Origin of the sequence: Agrobacterium sp. rho-13.3, from assembly GCF_033957765.2 — a bacterium.
Lineage (GTDB): Bacteria > Pseudomonadota > Alphaproteobacteria > Rhizobiales > Rhizobiaceae > Agrobacterium.
Window position 1 is genome coordinate 416,866 of sequence record NZ_CP192774.1, and the last position, 24,038, is coordinate 440,903.

General features: G+C 56.2%; 25 protein-coding genes. 12 read left to right on the forward strand and 13 right to left on the reverse strand.

The annotated features are described in order from the left end of the window. Nucleotides 1–79: 79 nt before the first annotated feature. Both RMR16_RS01945 and RMR16_RS01950 read right to left on the reverse strand, forming a co-directional pair. Nucleotides 80–700, reverse strand: a complete 621-nt coding sequence (locus RMR16_RS01945) for an energy-coupling factor transporter transmembrane component T family protein (RefSeq protein WP_320199055.1) — start codon at nucleotides 698–700, stop codon at nucleotides 80–82. Next, on the reverse strand, nucleotides 697–1,377 hold the full coding sequence (locus RMR16_RS01950) for an energy-coupling factor ABC transporter ATP-binding protein (protein ID WP_320199056.1): 681 nt from the start codon (nucleotides 1,375–1,377) through the stop codon (nucleotides 697–699). The genes RMR16_RS01945 and RMR16_RS01950 overlap by 4 nt, the downstream gene beginning before the upstream one ends. A 112-nt stretch (nucleotides 1,378–1,489) precedes the next feature. Between RMR16_RS01950 and RMR16_RS01955 the strand changes: the two genes are divergently transcribed. Further along, nucleotides 1,490–2,683 carry a winged helix-turn-helix domain-containing protein gene (locus RMR16_RS01955; protein ID WP_320199057.1) on the forward strand — a complete coding sequence of 398 codons (1,194 nt, stop codon included), beginning with the start codon at nucleotides 1,490–1,492 and terminating at the stop codon, nucleotides 2,681–2,683. Between the two features lie 147 nt (nucleotides 2,684–2,830). Here the strand turns inward: RMR16_RS01955 and ribB are convergent, their stop codons facing one another. The 3 genes from ribB to RMR16_RS01970 all read right to left on the reverse strand — a co-directional run bounded on the left by ribB (nucleotide 2,831) and on the right by RMR16_RS01970 (nucleotide 8,258). Beyond that, on the reverse strand, nucleotides 2,831–3,940 hold the full coding sequence (ribB, locus tag RMR16_RS01960) for a 3,4-dihydroxy-2-butanone-4-phosphate synthase (protein ID WP_320199058.1): 1,110 nt from the start codon (nucleotides 3,938–3,940) through the stop codon (nucleotides 2,831–2,833). Nucleotides 3,941–3,950: 10 nt separating this feature from the next. Continuing rightward, nucleotides 3,951–5,048, reverse strand: a complete 1,098-nt coding sequence (aroC, locus tag RMR16_RS01965; RefSeq protein ID WP_320199059.1) for a chorismate synthase — start codon at nucleotides 5,046–5,048, stop codon at nucleotides 3,951–3,953. A gap of 132 nt (nucleotides 5,049–5,180) precedes the next feature. Then, a complete protein-coding gene (locus tag RMR16_RS01970) occupies nucleotides 5,181–8,258 on the reverse strand; it encodes a bifunctional diguanylate cyclase/phosphodiesterase (protein WP_320199060.1) in 3,078 nt (1,025 codons plus the stop codon). Nucleotides 8,259–8,638: 380 nt separating this feature from the next. On the opposite strand from RMR16_RS01970, the gene RMR16_RS01975 reads away from it, so the two are divergent. Then, entirely contained in the window at nucleotides 8,639–8,899 is a 261-nt protein-coding gene (locus RMR16_RS01975) for a DUF1344 domain-containing protein (RefSeq protein WP_320199488.1), read from the forward strand. Between the two features lie 57 nt (nucleotides 8,900–8,956). Here the strand turns inward: RMR16_RS01975 and RMR16_RS01980 are convergent, their stop codons facing one another. The 4 genes from RMR16_RS01980 to RMR16_RS01995 all read right to left on the reverse strand — a co-directional run bounded on the left by RMR16_RS01980 (nucleotide 8,957) and on the right by RMR16_RS01995 (nucleotide 12,374). Next, nucleotides 8,957–9,550, reverse strand: coding sequence for a histidine phosphatase family protein (locus RMR16_RS01980; RefSeq protein ID WP_320199061.1), 594 nt, complete (start codon nucleotides 9,548–9,550; stop codon nucleotides 8,957–8,959). A gap of 171 nt (nucleotides 9,551–9,721) precedes the next feature. After that, the gene (gene fabI, locus RMR16_RS01985; protein ID WP_320199062.1) at nucleotides 9,722–10,540 is read right to left on the reverse strand and encodes an enoyl-ACP reductase FabI; all 819 of its coding nucleotides are present in this window, start codon (nucleotides 10,538–10,540) and stop codon (nucleotides 9,722–9,724) included. Between the two features lie 122 nt (nucleotides 10,541–10,662). Further along, complete coding sequence (locus RMR16_RS01990) at nucleotides 10,663–11,751, reverse strand: DnaJ C-terminal domain-containing protein (RefSeq protein ID WP_320199063.1); 1,089 nt, start codon at nucleotides 11,749–11,751, stop codon at nucleotides 10,663–10,665. A gap of 218 nt (nucleotides 11,752–11,969) precedes the next feature. Beyond that, the gene (locus RMR16_RS01995) at nucleotides 11,970–12,374 is read right to left on the reverse strand and encodes an RT0821/Lpp0805 family surface protein (RefSeq protein WP_320199064.1); all 405 of its coding nucleotides are present in this window, start codon (nucleotides 12,372–12,374) and stop codon (nucleotides 11,970–11,972) included. Nucleotides 12,375–12,476: 102 nt separating this feature from the next. Here RMR16_RS01995 and pdxH point away from each other — a divergent pair, with 102 nt between their 5' ends. Continuing rightward, nucleotides 12,477–13,097 (forward strand): pyridoxamine 5'-phosphate oxidase, encoded by a 621-nt coding sequence (gene pdxH, locus RMR16_RS02000; protein WP_320199065.1) that lies wholly within the window; start codon nucleotides 12,477–12,479, stop codon nucleotides 13,095–13,097. Between the two features lie 250 nt (nucleotides 13,098–13,347). Beyond that, entirely contained in the window at nucleotides 13,348–13,653 is a 306-nt protein-coding gene (locus RMR16_RS02005; RefSeq protein ID WP_320199066.1) for a MazG nucleotide pyrophosphohydrolase domain-containing protein, read from the forward strand. A gap of 4 nt (nucleotides 13,654–13,657) precedes the next feature. On the opposite strand, the gene RMR16_RS02010 is transcribed toward RMR16_RS02005, so the two are convergent. The 4 genes from RMR16_RS02010 to RMR16_RS02025 all read right to left on the reverse strand — a co-directional run bounded on the left by RMR16_RS02010 (nucleotide 13,658) and on the right by RMR16_RS02025 (nucleotide 16,905). Continuing rightward, complete coding sequence (locus RMR16_RS02010; RefSeq protein WP_320199067.1) at nucleotides 13,658–14,323, reverse strand: HAD family hydrolase; 666 nt, start codon at nucleotides 14,321–14,323, stop codon at nucleotides 13,658–13,660. Nucleotides 14,324–14,328: 5 nt separating this feature from the next. Next, complete coding sequence (locus RMR16_RS02015; RefSeq protein WP_320199068.1) at nucleotides 14,329–14,766, reverse strand: bleomycin resistance protein; 438 nt, start codon at nucleotides 14,764–14,766, stop codon at nucleotides 14,329–14,331. A gap of 85 nt (nucleotides 14,767–14,851) precedes the next feature. Then, nucleotides 14,852–16,267, reverse strand: a complete 1,416-nt coding sequence (tldD, locus tag RMR16_RS02020; protein ID WP_320199069.1) for a metalloprotease TldD — start codon at nucleotides 16,265–16,267, stop codon at nucleotides 14,852–14,854. Between the two features lie 119 nt (nucleotides 16,268–16,386). Beyond that, nucleotides 16,387–16,905, reverse strand: a complete 519-nt coding sequence (locus RMR16_RS02025; RefSeq protein WP_320199070.1) for an invasion associated locus B family protein — start codon at nucleotides 16,903–16,905, stop codon at nucleotides 16,387–16,389. A gap of 317 nt (nucleotides 16,906–17,222) precedes the next feature. Between RMR16_RS02025 and coxB the strand changes: the two genes are divergently transcribed. From coxB to RMR16_RS02065, 8 genes are all read left to right on the forward strand, one after another. Next, on the forward strand, nucleotides 17,223–18,119 hold the full coding sequence (gene coxB, locus RMR16_RS02030) for a cytochrome c oxidase subunit II (protein ID WP_320199071.1): 897 nt from the start codon (nucleotides 17,223–17,225) through the stop codon (nucleotides 18,117–18,119). 18 nt (nucleotides 18,120–18,137) lie between these two features. Next, nucleotides 18,138–19,832 (forward strand): cytochrome c oxidase subunit I, encoded by a 1,695-nt coding sequence (gene ctaD, locus RMR16_RS02035; RefSeq protein ID WP_320199072.1) that lies wholly within the window; start codon nucleotides 18,138–18,140, stop codon nucleotides 19,830–19,832. Nucleotides 19,833–19,949: 117 nt separating this feature from the next. Further along, nucleotides 19,950–20,903 (forward strand): heme o synthase, encoded by a 954-nt coding sequence (locus RMR16_RS02040; protein ID WP_320199489.1) that lies wholly within the window; start codon nucleotides 19,950–19,952, stop codon nucleotides 20,901–20,903. Continuing rightward, on the forward strand, nucleotides 20,903–21,034 hold the full coding sequence (locus RMR16_RS02045) for a hypothetical protein (protein WP_320199073.1): 132 nt from the start codon (nucleotides 20,903–20,905) through the stop codon (nucleotides 21,032–21,034). Before RMR16_RS02040 ends, RMR16_RS02045 begins: the two co-directional genes overlap by 1 nt. A gap of 28 nt (nucleotides 21,035–21,062) precedes the next feature. Continuing rightward, entirely contained in the window at nucleotides 21,063–21,665 is a 603-nt protein-coding gene (locus tag RMR16_RS02050; RefSeq protein ID WP_320199074.1) for a cytochrome c oxidase assembly protein, read from the forward strand. A 104-nt stretch (nucleotides 21,666–21,769) separates the two neighbouring features. Continuing rightward, a complete protein-coding gene (locus RMR16_RS02055) occupies nucleotides 21,770–22,645 on the forward strand; it encodes a cytochrome c oxidase subunit 3 (RefSeq protein ID WP_320199075.1) in 876 nt (291 codons plus the stop codon). Between the two features lie 234 nt (nucleotides 22,646–22,879). Next, nucleotides 22,880–23,266, forward strand: coding sequence for a DUF983 domain-containing protein (locus RMR16_RS02060; RefSeq protein ID WP_320199076.1), 387 nt, complete (start codon nucleotides 22,880–22,882; stop codon nucleotides 23,264–23,266). Beyond that, on the forward strand, nucleotides 23,235–24,011 hold the full coding sequence (locus RMR16_RS02065) for an SURF1 family protein (protein ID WP_320199077.1): 777 nt from the start codon (nucleotides 23,235–23,237) through the stop codon (nucleotides 24,009–24,011). The genes RMR16_RS02060 and RMR16_RS02065 overlap by 32 nt, the downstream gene beginning before the upstream one ends. Nucleotides 24,012–24,038 lie beyond the last annotated feature (27 nt).

Sequence of the window (24,038 nt, forward strand, 5' to 3'; positions counted from 1 at the left end):
ACGCTGCGGTTTTGCGAAACGACATGCGCAACAACAAAGATTTAAAGCGTGTTGCGTCAATCCTTGCACGCAATTGGCTTTAAATATCTGAAAACGAGGTTTGGCCTCTGAAACCGCGCGCGTCAATGGCATCGGCAATCGCATCGGCGTCCTTCAACGTCATTATAATCAGCGGCACCAGAATTGTGTGCAGCTTTGCCTCTATACCGCGTGCGCGGTGGGCATCGCGCAACGTCTCGTAGCGATTGACCACCTCCGGCACAAAGCGAATGACGAGGCCAACTGCAAGCCCGACATCGGCGGCTTTCGCCAAGCCGATTTTCTCCAGCGGACGCAACGCAAAGGTGATCTCGTCCATGAACTGCGAAATGCTGACGCTGGCGGTGATCGCCGTTGCCAAAAGGGTCAGGGCCGAGAGACGCAGCAGGGCAATCGTCGCATCAAGTGCGGAAATCAGCAGGAAACTAAACAGCGCGATGACGATGATGGTGAGAAAAACCGGACGTAATCGCAAAATCGTTTCGCGCCAGCCCAGATGTGCTTGCGACAGAACGAAGAGGGCAAGGCACAGGCCTGCGACCAACAACAGCGGGTCGCGCGTCAGAAACAAGCCGATGCTGAAGGCAGCAAGGGCAATGAGCTTGATGCGCGGCGACAGCCTGTAGAGCCAGCCGGTGCCTTCGACGTGCAGGCTTCTCATGTCAGCGCCAGCTCCCGATAGAGGCGGATGGCTTCCGAGGGAGAGGCATCTGCGCTGAGCCTGCCCTGATGGAACACAAGCACACGATCAAAGCTCTCCAGCAGTGGCAGATCGTGGGTGATGACGAACAAATCCTGCTCAAGCCCAGCCATGGTCTTTTCCACCAGCGCCCGGTTTTTGAGGTCAAGCTGATTGGTCGGCTCATCCATGATGAGGATTTTCGGGCCAGTGATGGTGAGTGCGGCAAGTGCCGCAAGTTGCAATTCACCACCGGAAATCTCGTGCGCGCGGCGCTTGGCCAGATGTTCTATGCCGAAGCGTTGCAATGTTGCTTCGACTGCGGCCTCGACCGAAGACTTGTCCACGCCACGATTTTTCAGGCCGAACGCGATGTCATCGCGGATAATCGGCAGGATGATCTGATTTTGCGGGTTCTGGAAAACAAAACCGACATCTTTTAAGACCGACGGACCATCCGTGACCGTATCCAGCCCGTTGACGGTCACGCGACCGCTGGTGGGTTTCGTCAGCCCGTTGATCATCCGCGCAAATGTGGTCTTGCCGGACCCGTTGAGACCAATAATGCCGATGCGCCGTTCATGGAGCGAAAGCGTCAGGGGCTCGACAGCCACTCGCCGCTCGAAGGCCACACCCGCATCGTGAAAACCTATGTCCAAACCCAATTCCCCAAAATCCCTTGCCGCTTCTATAAACATATGAACGGCCAAGTAAAATCAAGAACAAAAAAAGAACATTGATTTTTCGGGCGCGCAACCCTAGGCTTTTGCCATGGCGATTCTGATTTCGAATGAAGCAGCAAGACGTATTTTCCTCGCGCGGCAAGGGCTGTCCGAGCCGCCAGGTCGTGCCATGAACAAGGCGGACCTGTTGAGGTTGATCACGGATATCGGCTTTGTGCAGGTGGATAGTATTGCGACGGTGGAGCGCGCCCATCACCAGATCATCTTTTCGCGCAATCAGACCTATAAACGGCATCACCTCACAGAGCTGATCGAAAAAGACCGGGCGCTGTTCGAGCATTGGACGCATGACGCGTCGATCCTGCCATCGACCTTCTATCCCTATTGGAAACATCGTTTCCGCCGTCGCGAACCGATCATTCAGGAGCGCTGGCGCAAATGGCACGGCGAGGGTTTCGATGCCGCATTCGAGGAAACCTACCGGCGCATTGCCGAAAACGGGCCGCTGATGTCGCGGGACACCAAGGCCGAGGATCATCAATCCGGGGGCTGGTGGAACTGGCATCCCTCCAAAACGGCGCTGGAATATCTGTGGCACACCGGCAAACTGGCGATTTCCGGCCGGGTCAATTTTCAGAAGGTGTATGACCTTGCCGAGCGCGTCATTCCTGCTGAACATCATGCGTTGGACGTGCACCATGATGTCTTTGTGGACTGGGCTTGCCGTGAGGCGCTGACCCGGCTGGGTTTCGCAACATCTGGAGAGATCGCAGCCTTTTTCGACATCGTCTCGGCGCAGGAGGCAAGGGACTGGGTCGTGGCGCATCGGGATGAGCTTTGCGAGGTTTCGCTGATGTCAGCCGATGGCGGCAAAGAGCGACCGTCCTACGCGTTTGAAGGGTTCACGGGCGATGCCGCGGCGGAACCCGCGCCACCACAACGCATCCGGGTTTTAAGTCCGTTCGATCCCCTGCTGCGCAATCGCGCCCGCACGGAGCGGCTGTTTGGTTTCTTCTACCGCATCGAAGTGTTCGTGCCGGAGCCGAAGCGGCAATATGGCTATTACGTCTTCCCGCTTCTGGAGGGCGACAGGCTGATTGGCCGCATCGATATGAAGGCAGAGCGCAAAGGTGGAACGCTGGATGTGAGGCGGCTTTGGCTGGAAAAGGGCGTGCGGGCTTCGACTGGCAGGCTGGAAAAGCTTGATGCGGAGTTGAGCCGACTTGCGAAGTTTACGGGCGTGGAGAGTGTGCGTTATCTGGCGGGGTGGCTTGAGGGGTAACATCACGCCCGTCATGCCGGACTCGATCCGGCATCCAGTGCGATCAAGTCCTTGATCGCAAAACAGCCTTCTCCCCGCGCAGACGCGCGGCTGGATTCCGGCTCAAGGCCGGAATGACGGAAAATTTATGGGTACGGCGTCTAAGGATCACCCGATATCCGTCGAAGCAATCTCGATGCCGAAACCTTCGAGGCCCACATAGTGGCGTTCGCGAGAGGTTAGCAACTTGATCGAGCTGATGCCGAGATCCTTGAGAATCTGTGCGCCAAGGCCGATTTCCAGCCATTCATGTTCGCGGGAGCGGGCCTGCGCGTGGTCTTCGTCGATGCTGGTTTTCTTGCGGTTGCGGCTGGGGTCGCTGACCTGTCCAACGCCGACAGAACCTTCCCGCAGATAAATGATCACGCCGCGTCCCTGTTCGGCAATCTTTCGCATGTAATGCTGCACGGGCTGTTTGTTGCCGAAAATATCGTCGGCCACGTTTTCCGGGTGCAGGCGCACGGGAATATCCACGCCATCGCGAATATCACCAAAAATCACCGCCATATGCTGCATCGGATCCCAAGGCAGCGAATAGGTGTGCGCCTTTGCCGGGCCATAGGGAGTGGTGATGGTGAATTCCGATTCCAGCTGGACCAGCGTTTCCTTGCGCTGACGATAGGCGATGAGATCAGCAACAGACACCTGCTTCATGCCGTGGGTATCTGCAAAAGCAGACACTTGTGGTCCGCGCATGACGGTGCCGTCATCATTGACCAGCTCACTGATGACGCCGATCAGCGGCAGTCCGGCCAGCTTGCAAAGATCGACCGCGGCTTCCGTATGGCCAGAGCGCATCAGCACGCCGCCCTCACGCGAAATCAACGGGAAGATGTGGCCGGGACGCGTGAAATCGGCGGCACCCGCATTGGGATTGGCCAGATTGCGAACTGTCACGTTGCGGTCACTGGCGGAAATGCCGGTGGTGGTGCCGTGCTTGAAATCCACCGACACGGTAAACGCGGTGGTGTGGGCGCTGTCGTTTTCCGCGACCATGGCGTTGAGGTTGAGGCGCTTTGCTTCTTCACGCGGCATGGGCGCACACACGATGCCGGAGGTGTGGCGCACGATGAAGGCCATCTTTTCCGGCGTGCAATGCACCGCCGCAACGATCAGATCGCCTTCGTTTTCACGGTCATCATCATCCATGACGACAACGATCTCGCCTGCCTCGAAGGCGCGGATAGCTTCAACGACACGCTTTTGATCATACGCCATGGTCAGGCTCCTATTTCAAACGGCCGGTCTGGCCACGATCTCTCAGATAATGGTCGGCAACGGTACATGCCACCATCGCTTCGCCAATCGGCACGGCGCGAATGCCCACGCATGGATCGTGACGGCCCTTGGTGCGAACATCGACATTTTTGCCATCGGCATTGATGGACTGTCGTTCCGTCAGAATGGAGGAGGTGGGCTTGATGGCGAAACGCGCAACAACTGGCTGACCTGTGGCGATGCCCCCCAGAATGCCGCCCGCATGGTTGGACAGGAAAATCGGCGTGCCATCATTGCCCATCCGCATTTCGTCGGCGTTTTCCTCGCCGGTCAGTTCGGCGGAGGCGAAACCTTCACCGATCTCCACGCCCTTCACGGCGTTGATCGACATGAGGTTGGAGGCGATATCCTGATCGAGCTTGGCGTAAATCGGCGCACCGATGCCGGCGGGAACACCTTCTGCGATGACCTCAACGACCGCACCGATGGAGGAACCGGCCTTGCGGATACCATCCAGATACTCTTCCCAAACGGGAACCATCTGCGCATCCGGGCAGAAGAACGGGTTCTGGTCGACCTGCGCCCAATCCCAGTTGGCGCGGTTGATCTTGTGTTTGCCGATCTGCACGAGGGCACCACGCACATTGAGGCTCGGCACCACCTTGCGGGCCAGCGCACCGGCAGCAACACGCGCCGCTGTTTCGCGGGCAGAGGAGCGTCCACCGCCGCGATAATCGCGGATGCCATATTTCAGGTCGTAGGTAAAATCGGCATGACCAGGGCGGAAGCTTCTGGCGATTTCGCCGTAATCCTTGGAGCGCTGGTCGGTGTTTTCAATCAGCATGGACACCGGCGTGCCTGTCGTAATCATCGTCTCGCCATCCTCATCCAGCATCACGCCGGAGAGAACTTTGACGATATCATCTTCGCGGCGCTGGGTGACGAAGCGGCTTTGGCCGGGCTTGCGTTTGTCCATCCACGCCTGAACTTCGGCCAGTGTAAAGCGGATGCCGGGTGGGCACCCATCGACAACACAGCCAAGGGCTGGTCCGTGGCTTTCGCCCCAGGTGGACACGCGGAAAAGATGACCGAAGGTATTATGCGACATATGATCAGACCGAAGCAGCGGCATTCCGCAAGCGGAACGCGTTTTCTAGAAACAGGCGGCCTTTTCATAGTGTAAAAAGCCGGGAAGGCAAAAGCCTTTCTTTTGCGCAAACGGTTCGGGGACGCAGCTTCTTTACGAAACCTTGCGCCATTGCCCTCCGGTCGCAAATTCTGCGAATTCATGCGGGGGAAGCGGTTTGGCAAAGGCGTAGCCCTGAAGCATATCGCAGCCCATTTGTTTCAGCAAAACGGCATGGTCCTGCGTTTCCACACCCTCGGCAATGGTTTCCACGCCCAGCGAATGGGCGATATCGATGATGGAGCGCACAAGCGAACGCTCCTGCGGTGAGGTCAGGATCGGCATGACCAATTGCCGGTCAATCTTCAGCCGCTTAGGTTTCAGGCGCAAAAGGCTGATGATCGAGGTGTGCCCCGTACCGAAATCGTCGATTTCAATATCGATGCCCAGCGCCTTGATGCGCTCGATATTGCTGGTGGCGATATCTTCGTTCTCATCGAGGAAAATCGATTCCACCAGTTCGAACGTGACTTCACCGGGGGTGATGGACAGCGCCTTGAGGCTTTCGATCAGGTGGTCGTCATGCAGGCGGCGGATCGAGACGTTGACCGAAACACGCGGCACATCAATGCCTTTCATGCTCCAGATTTTCTTGTCATTCAGCGCGTTTTGCAGAACGATCTGATCGATCTTCGAGACGACGTTCAACTCCTCAGCAATTTTGAGGAACTTGTCGGGCGTCAGAATGCCACGGGTAGGGTGGCGCCACCGCACCAGTGCTTCCACCCCTGCGAGGTGATGGGAATGCGCGCAAAATTGCGGCTGATACCAAGCTTCGAATTCGCCGTTTTCAAGCCCGGACAAAATCTCGTCTGCAATTCTCTTGTGGCTGACAATTTCGGCCTGAAGGTTCTGTGTGAAGAACTCGTATCTGTTACGGCCCAACGCCTTGGCACGATACAGCGCCAGATCGGCGTTGATCAGTGTTCTGCGGGCATCTGCCGCGCTGACTTCCCCGAATGCAATACCGATGGACACACCGCAGCGACATGTAAATCCATCGAAATCAAAGGGTTGTGCAAATGACGTGATGATTTTCGTGGCGATGGACTTGATATGGTCCTTGTCGCCCAGATGTTTGATGAGAATAACGAATTCGTCACCGCCGATGCGCGCAACGACGTCTCCGGCTCTGACATTGCCATTCAGAATGCCGGCGGCGTGAACAAGCACGGCATCGCCTGCGGCATGGCCAAGCGTATCGTTGATTTGTTTGAAGCGGTCCAGATCAAGATGGAGAATCGCGAAACGTTTCCGCTCTCCGTGCGCTGGCAAAGACAGGGCATCCAGTTCCTCATCCAGCTTGCGGCGATTGGCAAGGCCGGTGAGGGGATCGTGAAGGGCGTTGTGCTCGATACGGGTCTTGGCCTGTTCAAGCTCGGTATTTTTCGCTTCCGCCTCGTCCTTGGCGGTTTTCAATTGATCGGACAGCAAAACGTCTGCGGTCACATCAAACGCAATGCCGACAACCTTTTTGGAGCCATCGCGTTTGGTGTGAAAACGGCCGACAACCCTGACATAACGCAGGCTGCCATCAGGCAATATGATACGTTGCGTGCTGGTGCGGCCGGGATTTATATCGGTGCCGCTAAAGTCGGTGAGACCGGCCAGAGCGTGTTCGCGGTCATCCTTGTGCAGACAATTGAGGTAGTCCTGAAGCGTCACGCGTCGTTCAGCCTGTGGCGGGACACCATACAATTCGCACATGCGCTCGTTCCAGACGGCGCTGGCATAATCGTGGCTGGCTTCCCAAATGCCGCAATTGTAGGATTCCAAGGCGAGTTTGAACCGCCCGGACAGTTCTTCCAGTTCATGCTCCCGGCTTGAGAGTTCCTGAAGCGCCAGTTCAAGCTCGGCATTTTTGATGTCGCTGGTGTCTTTTGATTCGCGGAGTCGCTGTGCCATCATCATGTCGGACGTCACGTCCCACAGAATGCCGGTGGTTTGATGTGACCCATCCGGCTTGATATAGCTTGACCCGGCAGAGCGAAGATAACGCACCGTTCCACCTGATACGGGAATTCTGTAGACCTCGGAAAAGGTCTGCTGCCCGGAGGAACAGTTGAAGAAAAAACGGGCGGCCTTTGAGCGGTCTTCCGCAACCAGCGTCGTCAGCCACTCATTCAGGATCGGGCGCTGCTCAAGCATCGGGTACCCATGCAGACTTGCGGCACGTTCGTCCAGGTAACAGCGCGAGCTATCGTTTTCGATTTCCCATATGCCGATATTGGACGAATCCATCGCCAGCTTGAAGCGCTGCGAGAGTTCAAGGAGTTTGGTTTCGCGAGCGCGAAGTGCCTGAATATTCCGGTTTCGCTCTGACAGAAGAAGGCCAGCCACGATAATCGGCAGCAACATCGAAACGGCTGCGATGCTGGCTGTGGCGCGCAGCGAACGATAGGACGGCTGTGCGGCTTCCCACCCGGTATAGGGTGTTGCGTGAATTTCCCACCGTGCGCCAGGCAAATCCACGGCTTTCGAAACGGGGTTTTCATCAAGTGGCCCATGCGCGGCGGCAATGAGCTCATTGGTAAACTTGTTTCTGATCTCAAACCTGATTGCGTTGGATTGACTGTCGAGGCTCGTTCCGGGCGTGTAGCCGATCGTCTTCAGAAGGTCTGGGGTGTCGACGACGGCAAGAATGGCACCAGCTTTGTCATCTGATGTTGCCACATTCCCCTTGATGCCGACAATCAGCATGAGCTTGCCGTCCGCAACCGCTTCTACGATTGGCGCGTCTGCCAGCGCCTTGCCTTCGTCCGTTCCGGCAAGCCGGGTGAGGCGCTCCGTCATCATCGCCGTGATCTTGTCGCGAGGGACATCGGATGCCGATTGCGATGGGTAGACATTGCGAAGCTGGAAATCGGGCGCAAAGCCGATGCTGATCAGATACTGGCTCTGCTGCAATTGGTAGTCGGCCATGTCGTCCAGACCGTGTGGCGCGGCTTGTGTCGTCAGGCTTGCGTAATATCCGAGCGACGTGAGTGTCCTGATATCGTGACGAACGCGTGTGACGAGGCTGTCGTGCAAAAGATCGACGGCGTACTGGGCGTGGACTTTCATATCCTCCCGCAGTGCCACAGCACTTCGGTGGTCTATGACGTTGAAAGCACAAACTATGATGCCAGCCATGGCCAGTGCCATAAGGGCGGAAATAGCCCTTTTTTTGAGAATTCCGTTAAGGCACGCACCAATGTTAGCCCAAACATCCACTCAGTTTGTCCTTCGAATATATTGCATTTGTCCCTGCTATACCGTGTAAAGCACAATATATTATAAATCGAAAACTATAGCCCATAACGTCATGTCCGGCTTGATTGACGATTCATGAGCCGGACAGGTGGTGCACGCATAATATAGGAAGTCGAACGTTCCTAAGGGCTTGATAAAAGGTTAAAATCCGTTCATCAATTGCACCGAAAATGTCATGCTTGCGGGCGAATTCCGCCACATTCGGGAGGCAAATCTTGTTGCAGACGAAGTTTTTCAGCAGCCTTAAGAAAGCTATAGCGATGCGCCTGATGATTGCAGCACTTTTTGCCACGGCAAGCCTGTTCGCTCCGTTCAACAGCTTCGCGCAAAGCGTCGATGTCGAGTCGACCATCAGCAAGATAGACGTGAAAGGCCTGACGATTACGTTGGCCGATGGCAAAAGCTATCGCGTGCCGGAAGAGTTCAATTTTGAAGGTCTGAAGACGGGCGTAAAGGTCGTGGTGTTCTACACGGAAGTGGATGGCAAGCGCGTCGTGGACGATCTTGAGGTAATCCAGTAGAGACAGTCTTCGGCACACGGCAGTGGCTTAGCCCTTCTGCCGTCTACCGCTAAAACCTCACTCCACCCACTCGGCAGTTCGCTTGTCCGTTTCCACCTTCAATATCTGGTCTTGCGGAATAGGGATTTCCGAGGCCTCATCCTTGTCCATGCCAGACACCAGCCGGAAGATGGAGCGTATGACGCCGCCGTGGCAGACGCACACCGTCTCGCGATCGACCGAAGCAAGCCATGCGCCGATGCGCCATGAGAGGATTTCGTAGCTTTCCGCATCCTGACCCGGTGGAATGAAATCCCACTTTGCGGCTTTGCGAGCCCTTACCTTTTCAGGATGGGCGATTTTAAGTTCTGGAAGCGTGTGGCCTTCCCAATCTCCGAACGACACTTCCACGAGGCGTTCGTCCGTGCGGTAGGCCTTTGGGTCCAGCCCCATCGCACCGCGAATCAATTCCATGGTTTCGCGCGTGCGGCCGAGCGGGCTTGCGACGTAATCGAAATCATTGACCTTTGGGCCGAGAATGCGGGAGAGGGTTTTGCCGTTACCGACCGCCTGTGAGCGGCCGAAATCATTGAGCGGAATATCTTTTTGGCCTTGCAGCCTGCGTATCGCATTCCAGTCTGTCTGTCCGTGGCGGATAACATAGACCAGCAAAGCGATACTCCCGTCTTACGCAAATATGATAAACGCGCCGCATTTCCGAAAAAGGCGACGCATCCACTTAAAGCACCTTGCGTGAATAAGGTTGCACGCAATGTGCTTTCAGTATTTCTTTCCGCGCAGGTCTTTGCCGCAAAACCGCTACGCACTTTTGCGCGACATGCTTCAGTCCTTTACGACAGAGATGTCCGGTGCGTCTACCGCTTTCATGCCGATTGTGTGGTAACCGGAATCGACATGGTGAATTTCACCCGTCACGCCGGTGGACAGATCGGACAGAAGATAGAGAGCGGACTTGCCGACTTCTTCGATGGACACGGTGCGCTTCAGCGGCGCGTTATATTCGTTCCACTTGAGAATATAGCGGAAATCACCGATGCCGGATGCGGCCAGCGTCTTGATCGGGCCAGCCGACACGGCGTTGACGCGAATGCCGCGATTGCCGAGGTCCACCGCCAGATAACGTACGCTGGCTTCCAGTGCAGCCTTGGCAACGCCCATGACATTGTAGTTCGGCATGACTTTTTCCGCGCCGTAATAGGTCAGCGTCAGCAGCGCACCGCCATCGTTCATGATCGGCTCGGCGCGCTTGGCAACGGCGGCCAGCGAATAGACCGAGATATCCATGGTGCGATTGAAATTGTCACGGCTGGTGTCGAGGTAACGGCCCGTCAATTCATCCTTGTCGGAGAAGGCGATGGCGTGAACGACGAAATCGATCTTGCCCCAATGGGCTTCGAGATTTGCGAAAACGGTATCGATCGTTCCCAAATCCGTCACATCACAGTGGCCCGCCATAAACGCGCCAAGTTCCTGCGCCAGTGGTTCGACGCGCTTCTTCAGAGCATCACCCTGCCAGGTGAAGGCCAGTTCAGCGCCCGCATCGGCACATGCCTTTGCAATGCCCCAGGCAATCGAGCGATTGTTTGCGACGCCCATGATGAGGCCGCGCTTGCCAGCCATAAAGCCGGATGTCTGAGCCATTGTATGCTCCCTATACTTAAATCGAACTTGCCTATGGCATAGGCCGAACGCCGGTTCAAGCAGGGGGAGGATCATCTCCTGTTAGGGAGCGTAACAAAGGGTCATTGTTCACGGTTTATGTATCAGAGATAAAGTCCTTCGCGCATGTGGCGCATCAGATCCGTGACTTTGGCATCAGGCGTTTCCAGAAGAACGATACGAAGTTCCACGACGAAATCGCCATATCCGCCGGTGGCATCCTGCAAGCCCTTGCCGTCAACACGAATGGCGCGGTCCGAACCAGACCATGCGGGAACGGTCACTTTCAACTCGCCATGCGGTGATTGCACGGTGGCTTCGCAGCCCAGCACGGCATCTGCCAGAGAAATTGGCAAGCTTGTGTGGATATCAAAATTATGGATGGTGAACGCATCTTCTCGCGACGCCAGAAGCGTCACGACCAGATCGCCACGCGCAGCGTCCGGCAGTTTCAATCCTTGCGCTTTCAACCGAACCACATGGCCATCCGTCATGCCGGGTTCCAGCTGGAAGCGGACTTCCCGGTCCTCGGGCATGGTGATCGTCACCCATTTCTGCTCGATCAGATTGGACACGGTGAAAATGGCTTCGGCTGTCATATCCGGCGCTTTTTCAGGCGCTGCGGCGATCGTGCCGCGAATTCGGCGCAAAAGAGCGCTGAAGAAGCTGCTGGCCTGAGCGGCACGGGCTTCCGCCTTTTCATTCTGTGCTGCCGCGTTTTCTTCTGGCGACAGATCGGGATTGTCCGCTTCCGGTTTTGCGCCTGCGGCTTTTGCCTTTGCGTCGGCGCCGAAAATGCGCTCCAGCATGTCCTCAGCGGATTCCGGCTTGGTGTTTTCTGCGGCGGGGTCAGCCCTGGCCGTGCGGGCTTGCGCCTTGGCCAGCTCTTCCATCAGCTTTTCGGCAGCCTTGGCACGTTGTGCGGCCTCTCTTGCCGCATTGCGTTGCTGCATGATGGTCTGCTCGCTTTTTCTGCTTTCGGCCGCACGTCTGGCCTGATCGTAAAGACCACGTTTTTTCGGGTCTTTGAGAAGATCATAGGCCTGACCGATTTCCGCAAAACGTGCATTTGCGTCCGGGTCGGCACGGTTTTGATCGGGATGCACGGCTTTTGCCTGAGATCGCCAAGCGGCCTTTATTTCGTCCGAACCGGCATCTCGTTGTACGCCCAGAATAGAATAAGGATCACGCATGCGAACCACCAGTTACGCTTGTCGGTTCAGGCCGAATTTTTCCATCATGAAAAGCCTGAAACACGAAGAACACCCATCTTGAACGTGCACGCGGTCTTTTGCGTTGCATCGTTCGTTTTAAATTGGGTTTGACTGTCGCAAGAACTTGCTAATCAGACCTTTACAGGCCAACGGCTGCGGCCAATGGCTGTCTTAATCTGGAAGACAAGGTAAATGGTTTATTTCTGGCTGAAGCTGGTCATCAACCATTCACCCGTTTCAGAAAGACATGCCTGCCCGCTATAGCTGGCAATGCCCTCGAAGGAATGGCGCGTGGTGTTGAAATTGCGGCAGACGAAGCCGGTGCTTCTGTCTTCGCGAATGGCGGTTACGACGCCTGCGCTGCCTGTGGCAGCATTTGCCCAGGGAAGGGGCGAATCGGAAATTTTTGCCAGATCGGCAGAGGTCACGGCATTGCGAATTGTCGCATCATCGGACACAGTCTGGGTGTTCTGCTGGTTGGGAACGGAGGCAGTGGACAGCGATCTATCGACCTTTTCACCCCCGAACAAATCAAGGCTTACACAACTGGTCAGCATCACGAGCACGAGAGCGGCGGTGGAAAGATCCACGACCGAAGACAAGAAGCTCTTTGTTCGACTGTTCGACTTTGCTATGACGTTCACCATCTTTGAACCAGAAACCATCTCTGGCGTGCAAATCAGCTCAGGAGCATTTAAATCAATATGTCGGAAAGTGGGTTAACATCCAGTGACTTTACTGAGGAAAATGAACCTTTCTCCCTTTTCGCGGAGTGGTTGCGGGATGCAACCGCGTCTGAGATCAACGATCCGAACGCGGTAGCACTGGCCTCGGTGGACGAGGAAGGCATGCCCAGCGTACGTATGGTTCTGCTGAAACATGCCGACGAGCGCGGCTTTGTTTTCTACACGAATTTCGAAAGCCGCAAGGGTCGCGAACTTTTGGGCCAGCAAAAAGGCGCCCTGTGTTTTCACTGGAAAAGCCTGCGCAGACAGGTGCGCGTGCGCGGCCTGGTGGAAGTGGTTAGCAACGAAGAAGCGGATGAATATTACGCTACCCGCCCACGCGGCAGCCGCATCGGAGCCTGGGCATCCAAACAGTCCCGCCCGCTGGAAAGCCGCTTTGCGCTGGAAAAAGCCGTGGCGGAATATACCGCCCGCTACGCCATCGGCGACATTCCCCGCCCGCCGCACTGGTCCGGTTTTCGCATTCAGCCGCTGACCATCGAATTCTGGCACGACCGCAAATTCCGCCTGCATGACCGGGTGGAATTCCAGCGTGAAACGCCGGATGGTCCCTGGTCCAAGGTTAGAATGTATCCTTGATTTTGCGTGATGCCGACATAAAATCATGCGGCATTTGACAGAGTCACGAAGCTCTCCACCGTCATCCTCGGGCTTGTCCCGAGGATTTGCGACGTCGAATTTTTGGTGACGTGATTGGATCCTAGGGACAAGCCCTAGGATGACGTCGAGTTGTGAGCAGCCTCCATCTCCATAAACTGCACCTGCACTTTTCGAATCGACACGGCTGAGGAATCGTGGTCAATATTGCGCAGGAACAAAGGAAGAACGAATGCTTTCTCAACTCATGCTGCAATTCGAGCTGGCCTCGCAAAAATATGCGCGCGCCAATGATATCGAGCGAGACCCGGACTGGTTTCTTCTGAAACTTCAAGAGGAGGTGGGAGAGGTGACGCAGGCTTGGAACCGCTTGAGCGGTCGCGGACGCAGCAAGGGCAAAACGCCAGAGGAAATGCGCCAGGACCTCGCGGACGAAACCGCCGATCTGCTCGGGCATGTGCTTTTGCTGGCCCACAATAGCGGGCTGGATATCGAAACTTCCATCAAACGCAAGTGGCGTTTCGAGCCGGTGGGTTGAGGGTTCAGGCGGTTTTCAAAAGCGTTGCGACATCAAACAGGCTGTCGCAAATCGCCACGCATTTCTCCCGCATGATATCCGTCGCAGGGGCAACATCTGGCACCATCACCGTTTGTGTGCCGGCACTATAGGCGGATTGGACGCCGTGATAGGAATCTTCCAAAGCGATACAATCCCTGGGATCGATGCCCAACAGCTTTGCGGCGGTGAGGTAGGGCATGGGTGATGGTTTTGGCTGGTCATAATCCCCACGCGCCACGATATGATTGAAACGCGGGATGAGATCGAACGGGCCGAGATGCCGTTGAACGGAATTATGCTGGGAAGACGTGGCAATGGCCCGAGGCAATCCGAGTTCATCCAGCAGATCGAGAATTTCAACGACGCCGGCCTTCAATGCCACGCCATCGGCCATCTGTATTGCAAGATGACGCAACCATGCCTCACGGAACGCCTCCATGGGGAAATCCCGCCCGTATTCGGTCAGGATCGTCTGGGTGATAACGTCCCAAGGGCTGCCGCACACGCGTTGATAAACCTCCACCTCCATGCCGTGCCCGCCTTCATCGGAGGCGGCAAGAAATGAGTCGCGGTAGTGTTTTTCGCTTTCGATCAGAAGCCCGTCCATATCGAAGATGACGGCTTTCGGCTTGCGTATCAATTGGGCCATGTCACTCAACCAAATCGGAAGGCGCGTTCGCCCAGATGTTCGAAAGGCCGGATCAGATAGCCATCCGGGTCCGCAACGACGAATTGCCGATTGCCCACTTCCGTCTCACCTTTACGATACCATTTTTCTTCCAGCGGAAGAAAAAGTGTGATGCTCGCGCGCTCAAGTCTTTCAAGAATGGCTTCCAGCGATGACACGGCAATTTGCAGGTTCATGCCACGGCCAAATGGAAACTGGATTGGCGCCTGCGCCTGCTCAAAGGTGCGCCCCACACCCACCTGATCGATCATCAGTTGCGCGTCTCCCAACGCCAAATAGGTAAACCCTTCCTCTGGCCGCTCGTAAACCACATGAAACCCCAGCAGATCGCAATAAAAGCTACGGCTTCTGGGCCAATCGCTGACGGCAAGTTCGGGAACGAGAGCATTCGCTATGAAGGTCATATTTTCCTAACGTCGCAGTTGGACTGGAGTAAATTGACTATTCCAGCAACGGCCAGAGATAACAAACGCTTTATCTAAAAAATATTTACGCCTTTGTTCCGCCGACCGTAATCTGGTCCATGCGCAAATGCGGCTGGCCGACGCCAACCGGCACCCATTGGCCGCCCTTGCCGCAATTGCCGATGCCGGTGTCGAGTTTCATGTCGTTGCCGATCATCGTCACGCGCTTCATGGCATCCGGCCCATTACCGATCAGCATCGCACCCTTCACCGGTGCACCGATCTTGCCGTTTTCGATGAGGTAGGCTTCCGTGCAGCCAAAGACGAATTTGCCAGACGTGATATCCACCTGACCGCCACCGAAGGACACGGCATAGATGCCCTTCTTGACCGAGGCGATGATTTCTTCCGGCGTCTTGTCGCCGCCCAGCATGTAGGTATTGGTCATGCGCGGCATCGGGACGTGCGAATAACCCTGACGGCGTCCGTTGCCGGTTGCCTTCATGCCCATGAGGCGCGCATTCTGCCTGTCCTGCATATAGCCGACCAGTCTGCCGTTTTCGATCAGCACATTATAGGCCGATGGCGTGCCTTCGTCGTCCACGGTCAATGAGCCGCGACGGTTATCGATGGTGCCGTCGTCTACCACGGTCACGCCCGGTGCGGCCACCATCTCGCCCAGAAGGCCAGCAAAGGCGGAGGTCTTCTTGCGGTTGAAATCGCCTTCCAGACCGTGGCCCACCGCCTCATGCAACATCACGCCCGGCCAGCCGGAGCCAAGTACGACATCCATGGTGCCCGCCGGGGCGTCGATGGCGGTGAGGTTGACCAAGGCCTGCCGAAGCGCTTCATCCGCGCCATTCTGCCAGTTCTCGGTGGTGATGAAGTCGCCAAAACCGACACGACCGCCAATGCCATAGGAGCCGCTTTCCTGCCGGTCGCCTTCGCCCGCAACAACGGAAATATTGATACGGGTCATGGGCCTGACATCGCTGACGCGATGCCCATCGGCGCGCAATATATCCACCACCTGCCAGCTTGCAGAGACGCTTGCCGTGACCTGGCGAACCTTCGGGTCTTTGTCGCGCAGATAGGTATCGATCTCGGTGAGCAGCTTGACCTTTTCTTCGAAGCTCGGCGCGCCAATCGGGTTCTCGTCGCCGTAAAGCTTCTTGTTGGTGCGCTGGGGTGCGGCTGCATAGGAGCCTGAGTAACCTTTGGTCACGGCACCAACGGCATCCGAGGCGCGTTTCAGGGCACTGAGCGAAAGTTCGCCCGCATGGGCGTAGCCCACGGTTTCGCTTGCCACCGCACGAAGCCCAAAGCCTTGATCCGTATTGAAACTTCCGCCTTTCAGGCGGCCATTGTCGAATGTGAGAGATTCGGACTGTGCGTGTTCGACAAACAATTCACCATCGTCCGCGCCGGAAAGAGCGTCCGCCACGGCAGTGCGCAACTGTCCTTCATCGCAATCGAAAAGGGTTAAAAGGTCTTGGGTCATCGCAGGCTCCAGTCTCAGCTACTCTTTCGCAAGCATAGGAATATCCGAAAACCGCTTCACGCTTTTCGGTCCTATGCTACGCAGCATTTAAGTGCTGGAGCCTTTGGGCGCAAGATTGATCAAGGAAGCGTGTCGTAACCTTCGGCAAAACCGCGCAGCTCGATGGGAATACCGACACGATCCTGATCGACGGATTCACGCAGTGCAAAAACCGCGTTCTTGCCGGCGCGCAGAACCTTCAGCAACTCATCATCGATATCGACTTCCACATAGCAGCCTTCGGAGAAGCAGCGGGTGAAATAGGCACGGCCGATATTATTATTGTCGATGTAAAGTTCCATACCGTCCTTCAGCAAAACGCCGAGAGGGGCCAGAATGCGCAGGATGCGGGATTTGCGATCCGCCGTTTTCAGTATGACAACCGACAGGCCGACTTCGGGCCGGTCGTCGGCAATGACGTTCTGCATCAGGGCGCATTGCTCTTCTGAGGCACCTGCGGGCTTGTCGCAGATGACAGACCACGCGCCATGCGTCGATTTCGGCGTTCCCGGCTGTTGCTGGGCAAAACCCGCAGCCGGAACGATAATGGAAAGACCGGCGGCGAAAAGAAAAGCGCGCGCAATCGGGGACAGACGCATGGATACCTCAGGAATTCGAATCAGTGTGGCTATTTTGACGTCCCGCCCGGGAAATGAAAGAGCCGACACCCTCAATTCCAAGCGAGTGCGGCCAAAATAGGACTTCGCCCCGGCACTCATGCGGAGTTTCCACGTCTTATGGTGCGTTTCGTACGTCTTCTTCCCTCGGCTTTGCAGAGGAAAGACGCGACAAATGCGGCGCTTGCCAACCAAGGCGATATTGCGGCGAAGGGCAAACTATGATTTGAAGTCTAGTCTATAAGCATGGATTCTGCGTTTGAGATTGATCATGATCAAGCGCGTGAGGGAGAGGTACCGTGACTAACAGAATTTACGCAAGCTTGGTGGGCATTATCTGTCTGCTCACGGCTGGCGGCGCAAGCGCCGATCAGCCGAGAGTGTGGCAGATGGGATTGCAGGAGGCGGCAACGCCCATCATGCATGAAATTCGCTGGTTCGAACAATATACGCTTTGGTTTATCGTTCCGGTCACGCTGTTCGTGCTCGCTTTGTTGATTGTCGTCGCGGTTAAATTCCGCGCCAAGGCCAACCCGGTTGCCTCGAAAACAAGCCACAATACGGCTATCGAGATCGTCTGGACGCTGGCTCCGGTTCTCATCCTGATGTTCCTGGCGTTCCCGTCCTTCAATCTGCTCAATGCGCAGCTGACGCAGCCGGAAAACCCGGACCTGACGTTGAAGGCAACGGCGACGCAGTGGCAGTGGAATTATGAATACACCGCCGCAGAAGGTGCCGAAGCGCTGGCGTTCGACAGCTATCTGCTGAAAGACGTCGACCGTGCCGCCGCCGGCAAGGAAGACAAGGCCCGTTATCCACGCCTTCTGGCCGTCGATAACGAGATGGTCGTTCCTGTCGGCAAAACCGTGCGTTTGCTGGTCACCGCAGCGCCGACGGACGTTATTCACGCCTTCGCCATGCCTGCCTTCGGCGTCAAGATCGATGCCGTGCCGGGCCGTTTGAACGAAACATGGTTCAAGCCTGAAAAAGAAGGTCTTTATTACGGCCAATGTTCCGAGCTTTGCGGCAAGGATCATGCCTACATGCCAATCGCCATACGGGTGGTTTCCGAAGAGCAATATAAAACCTGGTACGCTGCCGCCGCTTCAGATTTGAGCGGTGCGAACCGGGCGCTCATGGCTTCTGTGGATGGTGCACCAAGCGCCCTCCAGGTCGCCAACAACGAAACCAAATAACGTAAGGAGTGAGGACAAATGGCTGGACCTTCCGCACACGACGACCATCACTCTCATGGTCTTGAAGCACATCATGAAGATCACGCGCACCACGCGCATACGCCGAGCTTTGCTCAGCGCTGGTTCTTCTCCACGAACCATAAAGATATCGGCACGCTCTATCTGATCTTCGCGATCATTGCGGGCATCATCGGTGGCGGCCTGTCGGTCGTCATGCGTATGGAGCTGCAAGAGCCGGGCATTCAGATTTTCCACGGCCTTGCAGCCATGGTCTATGGCTTTGAAGGCGATGCGGCCATCGACGGCGGCAAGCACATGTACAATGTGTTCACCACCGCGCACGCGCTCATCATGATCTTCTTCATGGTCATGCCTGCCATGATCGGCGGTTTTGCCAACTGGATGGTGCCGATCATGATCGGCGCGCCGGATATGGCTTTCCCGCGCCTCAACAACATTTCCTTCTGGCTGATCGTTCCGGCGTTCATCCTGCTGCTGCTGTCGCTGTTCGTGGAAGGACCGGCAGGTGCTTACGGCGTCGGTGGTGGCTGGACGATGTATCCGCCGCTATCAACCAGTGGAGCGCCCGGACCGGCGGTCGATCTTGCGATCTTCTCGTTGCACGTCGCTGGTGCGTCGTCCATTCTGGGCGCCATCAACTTCATCACCACCATTCTCAACATGCGCGCTCCGGGCATGACGCTGCACAAGATGCCGCTTTTCGCCTGGTCGGTTTTGGTCACGGCATTTCTGCTGCTGCTCTCCCTGCCGGTTCTGGCCGGTGGCATCACCATGTTGCTCACGGACCGCAACTTCGGCACATCGTTCTTCGCGCCTGAAGGCGGCGGTGATCCGATCCTCTACCAGCACCTGTTCTGGTTCTTCGGTCACCCGGAAGTTTACATCCTGATCCTGCCCGGCTTCGGCATCATCAGCCACATCATCTCGACCTTCTCCAAGAAGCCGATCTTCGGTTATCTCGGAATGGCCTATGCCATGGTCGCCATCGGTGCGGTCGGCTTCATCGTGTGGGCGCACCACATGTATACGGTCGGTCTGTCGCTGGAAGCGCAGCGTTATTTCGTCTTCGCAACCATGGTCATCGCCGTGCCGACAGGGATCAAGATCTTCTCGTGGATCGCGACCATGTGGGGCGGTTCGCTGACCTTCTCCACCCCCATGATCTGGGCCATCGGCTTCATCTTCCTGTTCACGGTGGGTGGTGTTACGGGCGTTCAACTGGCCAATGCCGGTCTCGACCGCTCGCTGCATGACACGTATTATGTGGTGGCGCACTTCCACTACGTGCTGTCTCTGGGTGCCGTGTTCGCGATCTTTGCGGGCTGGTATTACTGGTTCCCGAAGATCACCGGCTACATGTACAGCCAGAAGATCGGCAATCTGCACTTCTGGGTCATGTTCGTCGGCGTGAACCTGATCTTCTTCCCGCAGCACTTCCTCGGATTGGCCGGTATGCCACGTCGTTATATCGACTACCCGGATGCCTATGCGGGCTGGAATGCGGTATCCTCTTACGGCTCGTATATCTCGGCTGTTGCCGTCGTCATCTTCCTTTTCGGCGTGTGGGAAGCCTTCGCCAAGAAGCGTATTGCCGGCAACAATCCATGGGGTGAGGGTGCAACGACGTTGGAGTGGCAGCTGTCTTCTCCACCGCCATATCACCAGTGGGAAGAACTTCCCCGCATCCGCTGAGGCATTTTGTCAGAGCGTATATCGTCGCTGAACATGATAAATGTCAGTTTACGCTCAGACAAAAGACAATAAGGAGCGCCGCACCCATGCGCGGCGTTTCCTATGAAAGCAGGAAAAATGACACTCATCGACAATCGCGATACGCTGGGAATTGAAAGCCCTGAGCTTTCCGAAGCGGGTGCGCGCGATTATTTCGAATTGCTGAAACCCCGCGTCATGTCGCTGGTGGTGTTCACTGGTTTTGCAGGCCTCGTTCTCGCGCCCGGCACGATCAATCCGATCCTCGCCCTTGTTGCGATCCTCTGCATCGCGGTCGGCGCTGGCGCGTCCGGCGCGCTGAACATGTGGTATGATGCCGATATCGACGCCGTGATGAGCCGCACTGCCAATCGCCCGATCCCGTCTGGACGTGTGGCGCCCGGCGAAGCGCTTGCATTCGGGCTGACGCTATCGGCATTTTCGGTCATCATTCTTGGATTGGCGGTCAACTGGTTCGCGGCTGGTCTGCTGGCATTCACGATTTTCTTTTACGCCGTCGTTTATACGATGTGGCTGAAGCGCTCGACGCCTCAGAACATCGTCATTGGCGGTGCGGCTGGTGCTTTCCCGCCCATGCTCGGCTGGGCCTGCGTTACCGGCGGCGTGTCGCTGGATAGTATCATTCTGTTCCTCATCATCTTCCTCTGGACACCGGCCCATTTCTGGGCGCTGGCCCTGTTCAAGATGCGTGATTATGGCTCCGTCGGCATTCCGATGATGCCGAATGTCGCGGGCGAACGTTCCACCAAAAACCAGATGATCGCTTATGCCGTGCTGACAGCCGTTGCAGCCGTCGCACCATATTTCACCGGGCTTGCGGGCGCCGGTTACGGCATCTTCGCAGCGGTTCTGAGCGTGATTTTCATCGTCTGTTCCATCTCGGTGCGTCGTATGCCGGATGGTGACGAGCACATGATGCAGGCGAAGAAGATGTTCGCCTATTCGATTTTTTATCTGTTCGCGATTTTTTCCGGCCTCTTGGCCGATCATCTCGCACCGTCATTTCTGACGTTGGTGGGAGGAGTGGCATAATGGAAACCATAAAACTGAACGATGCGCAGCGGCGGTCGAGACGCGGCCGCAACATCGCGCTTGGTGTGGTGTTGGCGGCGCTGGTCGTTCTTTTCTACGTGATCACGATCATCAAAATCGGCGGGTTCTGATCACCGTATGGCAGGAGGGGGAGGAAACATGGCAATAGCAGAAACAACGACGAAAAAGACAAGCAACAGCGCCATTCTCGTGCTCTGTGTTGTCTTCGTCTGTGGCATGGTCGGTATGGCCTATGCGTCCGTTCCGCTTTACCGCCTGTTCTGTCAGGTCACCGGCTATAACGGTACCACCCAGCGCGTCGAGCAATATTCGGATGTCATTCTGGATAAGACGATCAAGGTGACGTTCGATTCCAACACGTCCAACGGGTTGAACTGGGATTTCCGCCCGGTCGATCAATCCGTTCAGCCGAGAATCGGTGAAACCATCCAGGTCATGTTCAGGGCGACGAATCGCTCGCCAGTTGCAACGAGCGGAACGGCGGTGTTCAACGTGACGCCGATGGAAGCAGGCGCCTATTTCAACAAGGTCGAGTGCTTCTGTTTTACCGAAACGACGCTGCAAGCGGGTCAAACGCTGGAAATGCCGGTGGTTTTCTTCGTTGATCCCGAAATCGTAAAGGCTCGGGAAACCAAGAACATCCATACATTGACGCTGTCCTACACATTTTATCCGTCCAAGACGGAAAAACCGGTTGCGTCCTTGCCGGTAAAGACTGAACGTGACGAAAGTAAACTTTGAGAGAGGGAGGTGCGGCCATTTTTAGGTCGCGCTGCATGGGTGTCACTTGATCAAGTGATGCTGGATCGAGTGAGACTAGGGAAGAGCCTGCGGGGATCGTTCACATGGCAGATACACACCAGAAAAAACACGACTACCATATTATAGACCCCAGCCCCTGGCCGCTGCTGGCCTCGTTTGGTGCCTTTTGGCTGACCTTCGGCGGCGTCTGTTATATGCGCTATCTGCACGGCGGTTCGTTCAAGCTGTTCGGGCTGGAATTTGCAAATCCGTGGCTGTTCTACATCGGCTTGGTCATCGTGCTTTACACCATGTATGCATGGTGGGCCGATACGGTGAAGGAAGGCAATGAGGGCCACCACACCCGCGTCGTTGCGCTGCACCTGCGGTACGGCATGATTATGTTCATCGCGTCGGAAGTGATGTTCTTCGTGGCGTGGTTCTGGGCTTATTTCGATGCCAGCCTTTATCCGCATGAGGCGATACAGGCATCGCGCCTGGCGTTTACGGGCGGGCAATGGCCACCGAAGGGCATTGAAGTCATCGACCCGTGGCACCTGCCGCTTTACAACACGGTCATCCTGTTGTTGTCCGGCACCTGCGTAACGTGGGCGCACCACGCTCTGTTGAACAACGACCGTAAGGGTCTCGTCACCGGTCTGGCCTTGACCGTGGCTCTTGGCGCGTTCTTCTCCTTCGTACAGGTGTATGAGTACTTTCACGCGCCGTTCGACTTCAAGAATTCGATCTATGGTGCCACGTTCTTCATGGCGACGGGTTTCCACGGTTTCCACGTCTTCATCGGAACCGTCTTCCTGCTCGTCTGCCTTTTCCGCGCCATCGCGGGCGGGTTTACGCCGAAACAGCATTTCGGTTTCGAAGCCGCTGCCTGGTACTGGCACTTCGTTGACGTCGTATGGCTCTTCCTGTTTTTCGCCATCTATGTCTGGGGTGGCTGGGGCGCGCCGCTGGCGGATTGAGCCTCATGGATTGACGATAAGAAGGGCGGCGCGTGCCGCCCTTTGTTTGTTGAGGACGTTTTTTGAGGTGGAGGAATCCTCTCTCCCGTCATTCCGGCCTTGCGCCGGTATCCAGCGGCGTCGCATCTTGGACGCGAAAGAGCCTCCTGCGATCAAAGGCTGGATCGCACGCCATCCCGGATCAAGTCCGGGATGAAGGAATTGTCGTAATCATCTCAATCGAGGAGGATAAAGATGACGGAGAACGAGGAGGCGCTTTATCCGCCCGTGGACCCCATAAGGGTCGGGCTTCAGGGGTGCTGCCCGCGTTGCGGACGAGGCAGGCTGTTTGAAGGCTTTTTGAAACTCAAGCCACAATGCAGCGCTTGCGGTTTGGATTATGACTTTGCAGATGCGGGAGATGGCCCAGCGGTTTTCGTCATGCTGATCATGGGCTTTTTGATTATCGGTCTCGCACTGTGGTTCGACGCACGTTTTGCGCCGCCGGTCTGGCTGCACGCGTTGATCTGGGTGCCTCTGGCCACGATCCTGTCGCTCGTCCTCCTCAAAAAATTCAAGGGCATCATGATCGCTCTGCAATATCGCAACAATGCAAGTGAAGGCAGGATCGATCGTGACTAAAACTGCTGTCATAAAGCCATTGCATCGTGGCCTGTGGTTCGCCGCCCCGCTGGTGCTGTTGGTGCTGGCTATCCTGCTTTTGCTGGGCACATGGCAGGTCAAGCGTCTGTACTGGAAAGAGGCTTTAATGGCCGATATCCAGCAGCGCATTCACGCTGAACCCGCCCCACTTGCCGAGATCGAGGCACTCACCGCATCCGGCGGGGATATCGAATATCGCACTGTCGCCCTTTCCGGCACGTTTGATCACACCAAAGAGCAGCATTTTTTCGCGACCTTTCAGGGCCAGAGCGGTTATTACATCTACACCCCGCTGCGTCTGGCGGATGGCAGGTCCATTTTCGTCAATCGCGGTTTCGTGCCTTACGAGATGAAAGAGCCGGCAAAGCGCGCGGAAGGCGAGATCGCGGGTGTCGTTTCCATCGAAGGGCTGGCACGGGCACGGTTGTCCGCCAAGCCATCCAGCCTGGTGCCGGACAATGATCTGGCGAAAAATATCTACTATTGGAAAGACCTGACAGCCATGGCGGGCAGGGCCGGAATTTCGCCCGGCGCGCTGGTTCCGTTTTTCGTGGATGCCAATGCCGCGCCTAATCCCGGCGGTTGGCCGAAGGGTGGTGTCACGCTGATAGACCTGCCAAATAATCACCTTCAATATGCGATAACGTGGTACGGATTGGCCGCTGCCCTTGTCATCGTGGCCGGTTTTGCCTATGTCCGTGGCTCCAGAAATTCTAACGAATGAAGCACCGGGGAGGCAGAAGGAGAAGGA

Coding starts and splice junctions, on each gene's coding strand:
- RMR16_RS01945 (WP_320199055.1), bottom strand. CDS start 700: ATGAGAAGCCTGCACGTCGAAGGCACCGGCTGGCTCTACAGGCTGTCG.
- RMR16_RS01955 (WP_320199057.1), top strand. CDS start 1,490: ATGGCGATTCTGATTTCGAATGAAGCAGCAAGACGTATTTTCCTCGCG.
- ribB (WP_320199058.1), bottom strand. CDS start 3,940: ATGGCGTATGATCAAAAGCGTGTCGTTGAAGCTATCCGCGCCTTCGAG.
- aroC (WP_320199059.1), bottom strand. CDS start 5,048: ATGTCGCATAATACCTTCGGTCATCTTTTCCGCGTGTCCACCTGGGGC.
- RMR16_RS01970 (WP_320199060.1), bottom strand. CDS start 8,258: ATGGCTGGCATCATAGTTTGTGCTTTCAACGTCATAGACCACCGAAGT.
- RMR16_RS01975 (WP_320199488.1), top strand. CDS start 8,639: ATGCGCCTGATGATTGCAGCACTTTTTGCCACGGCAAGCCTGTTCGCT.
- fabI (WP_320199062.1), bottom strand. CDS start 10,540: ATGGCTCAGACATCCGGCTTTATGGCTGGCAAGCGCGGCCTCATCATG.
- RMR16_RS01990 (WP_320199063.1), bottom strand. CDS start 11,751: ATGCGTGATCCTTATTCTATTCTGGGCGTACAACGAGATGCCGGTTCG.
- pdxH (WP_320199065.1), top strand. CDS start 12,477: ATGTCGGAAAGTGGGTTAACATCCAGTGACTTTACTGAGGAAAATGAA.
- RMR16_RS02005 (WP_320199066.1), top strand. CDS start 13,348: ATGCTTTCTCAACTCATGCTGCAATTCGAGCTGGCCTCGCAAAAATAT.
- RMR16_RS02010 (WP_320199067.1), bottom strand. CDS start 14,323: ATGGCCCAATTGATACGCAAGCCGAAAGCCGTCATCTTCGATATGGAC.
- RMR16_RS02015 (WP_320199068.1), bottom strand. CDS start 14,766: ATGACCTTCATAGCGAATGCTCTCGTTCCCGAACTTGCCGTCAGCGAT.
- tldD (WP_320199069.1), bottom strand. CDS start 16,267: ATGACCCAAGACCTTTTAACCCTTTTCGATTGCGATGAAGGACAGTTG.
- RMR16_RS02025 (WP_320199070.1), bottom strand. CDS start 16,905: ATGCGTCTGTCCCCGATTGCGCGCGCTTTTCTTTTCGCCGCCGGTCTT.
- ctaD (WP_320199072.1), top strand. CDS start 18,138: ATGGCTGGACCTTCCGCACACGACGACCATCACTCTCATGGTCTTGAA.
- RMR16_RS02040 (WP_320199489.1), top strand. CDS start 19,950: ATGACACTCATCGACAATCGCGATACGCTGGGAATTGAAAGCCCTGAG.
- RMR16_RS02045 (WP_320199073.1), top strand. CDS start 20,903: ATGGAAACCATAAAACTGAACGATGCGCAGCGGCGGTCGAGACGCGGC.
- RMR16_RS02050 (WP_320199074.1), top strand. CDS start 21,063: ATGGCAATAGCAGAAACAACGACGAAAAAGACAAGCAACAGCGCCATT.
- RMR16_RS02055 (WP_320199075.1), top strand. CDS start 21,770: ATGGCAGATACACACCAGAAAAAACACGACTACCATATTATAGACCCC.
- RMR16_RS02060 (WP_320199076.1), top strand. CDS start 22,880: ATGACGGAGAACGAGGAGGCGCTTTATCCGCCCGTGGACCCCATAAGG.
- RMR16_RS02065 (WP_320199077.1), top strand. CDS start 23,235: ATGCAAGTGAAGGCAGGATCGATCGTGACTAAAACTGCTGTCATAAAG.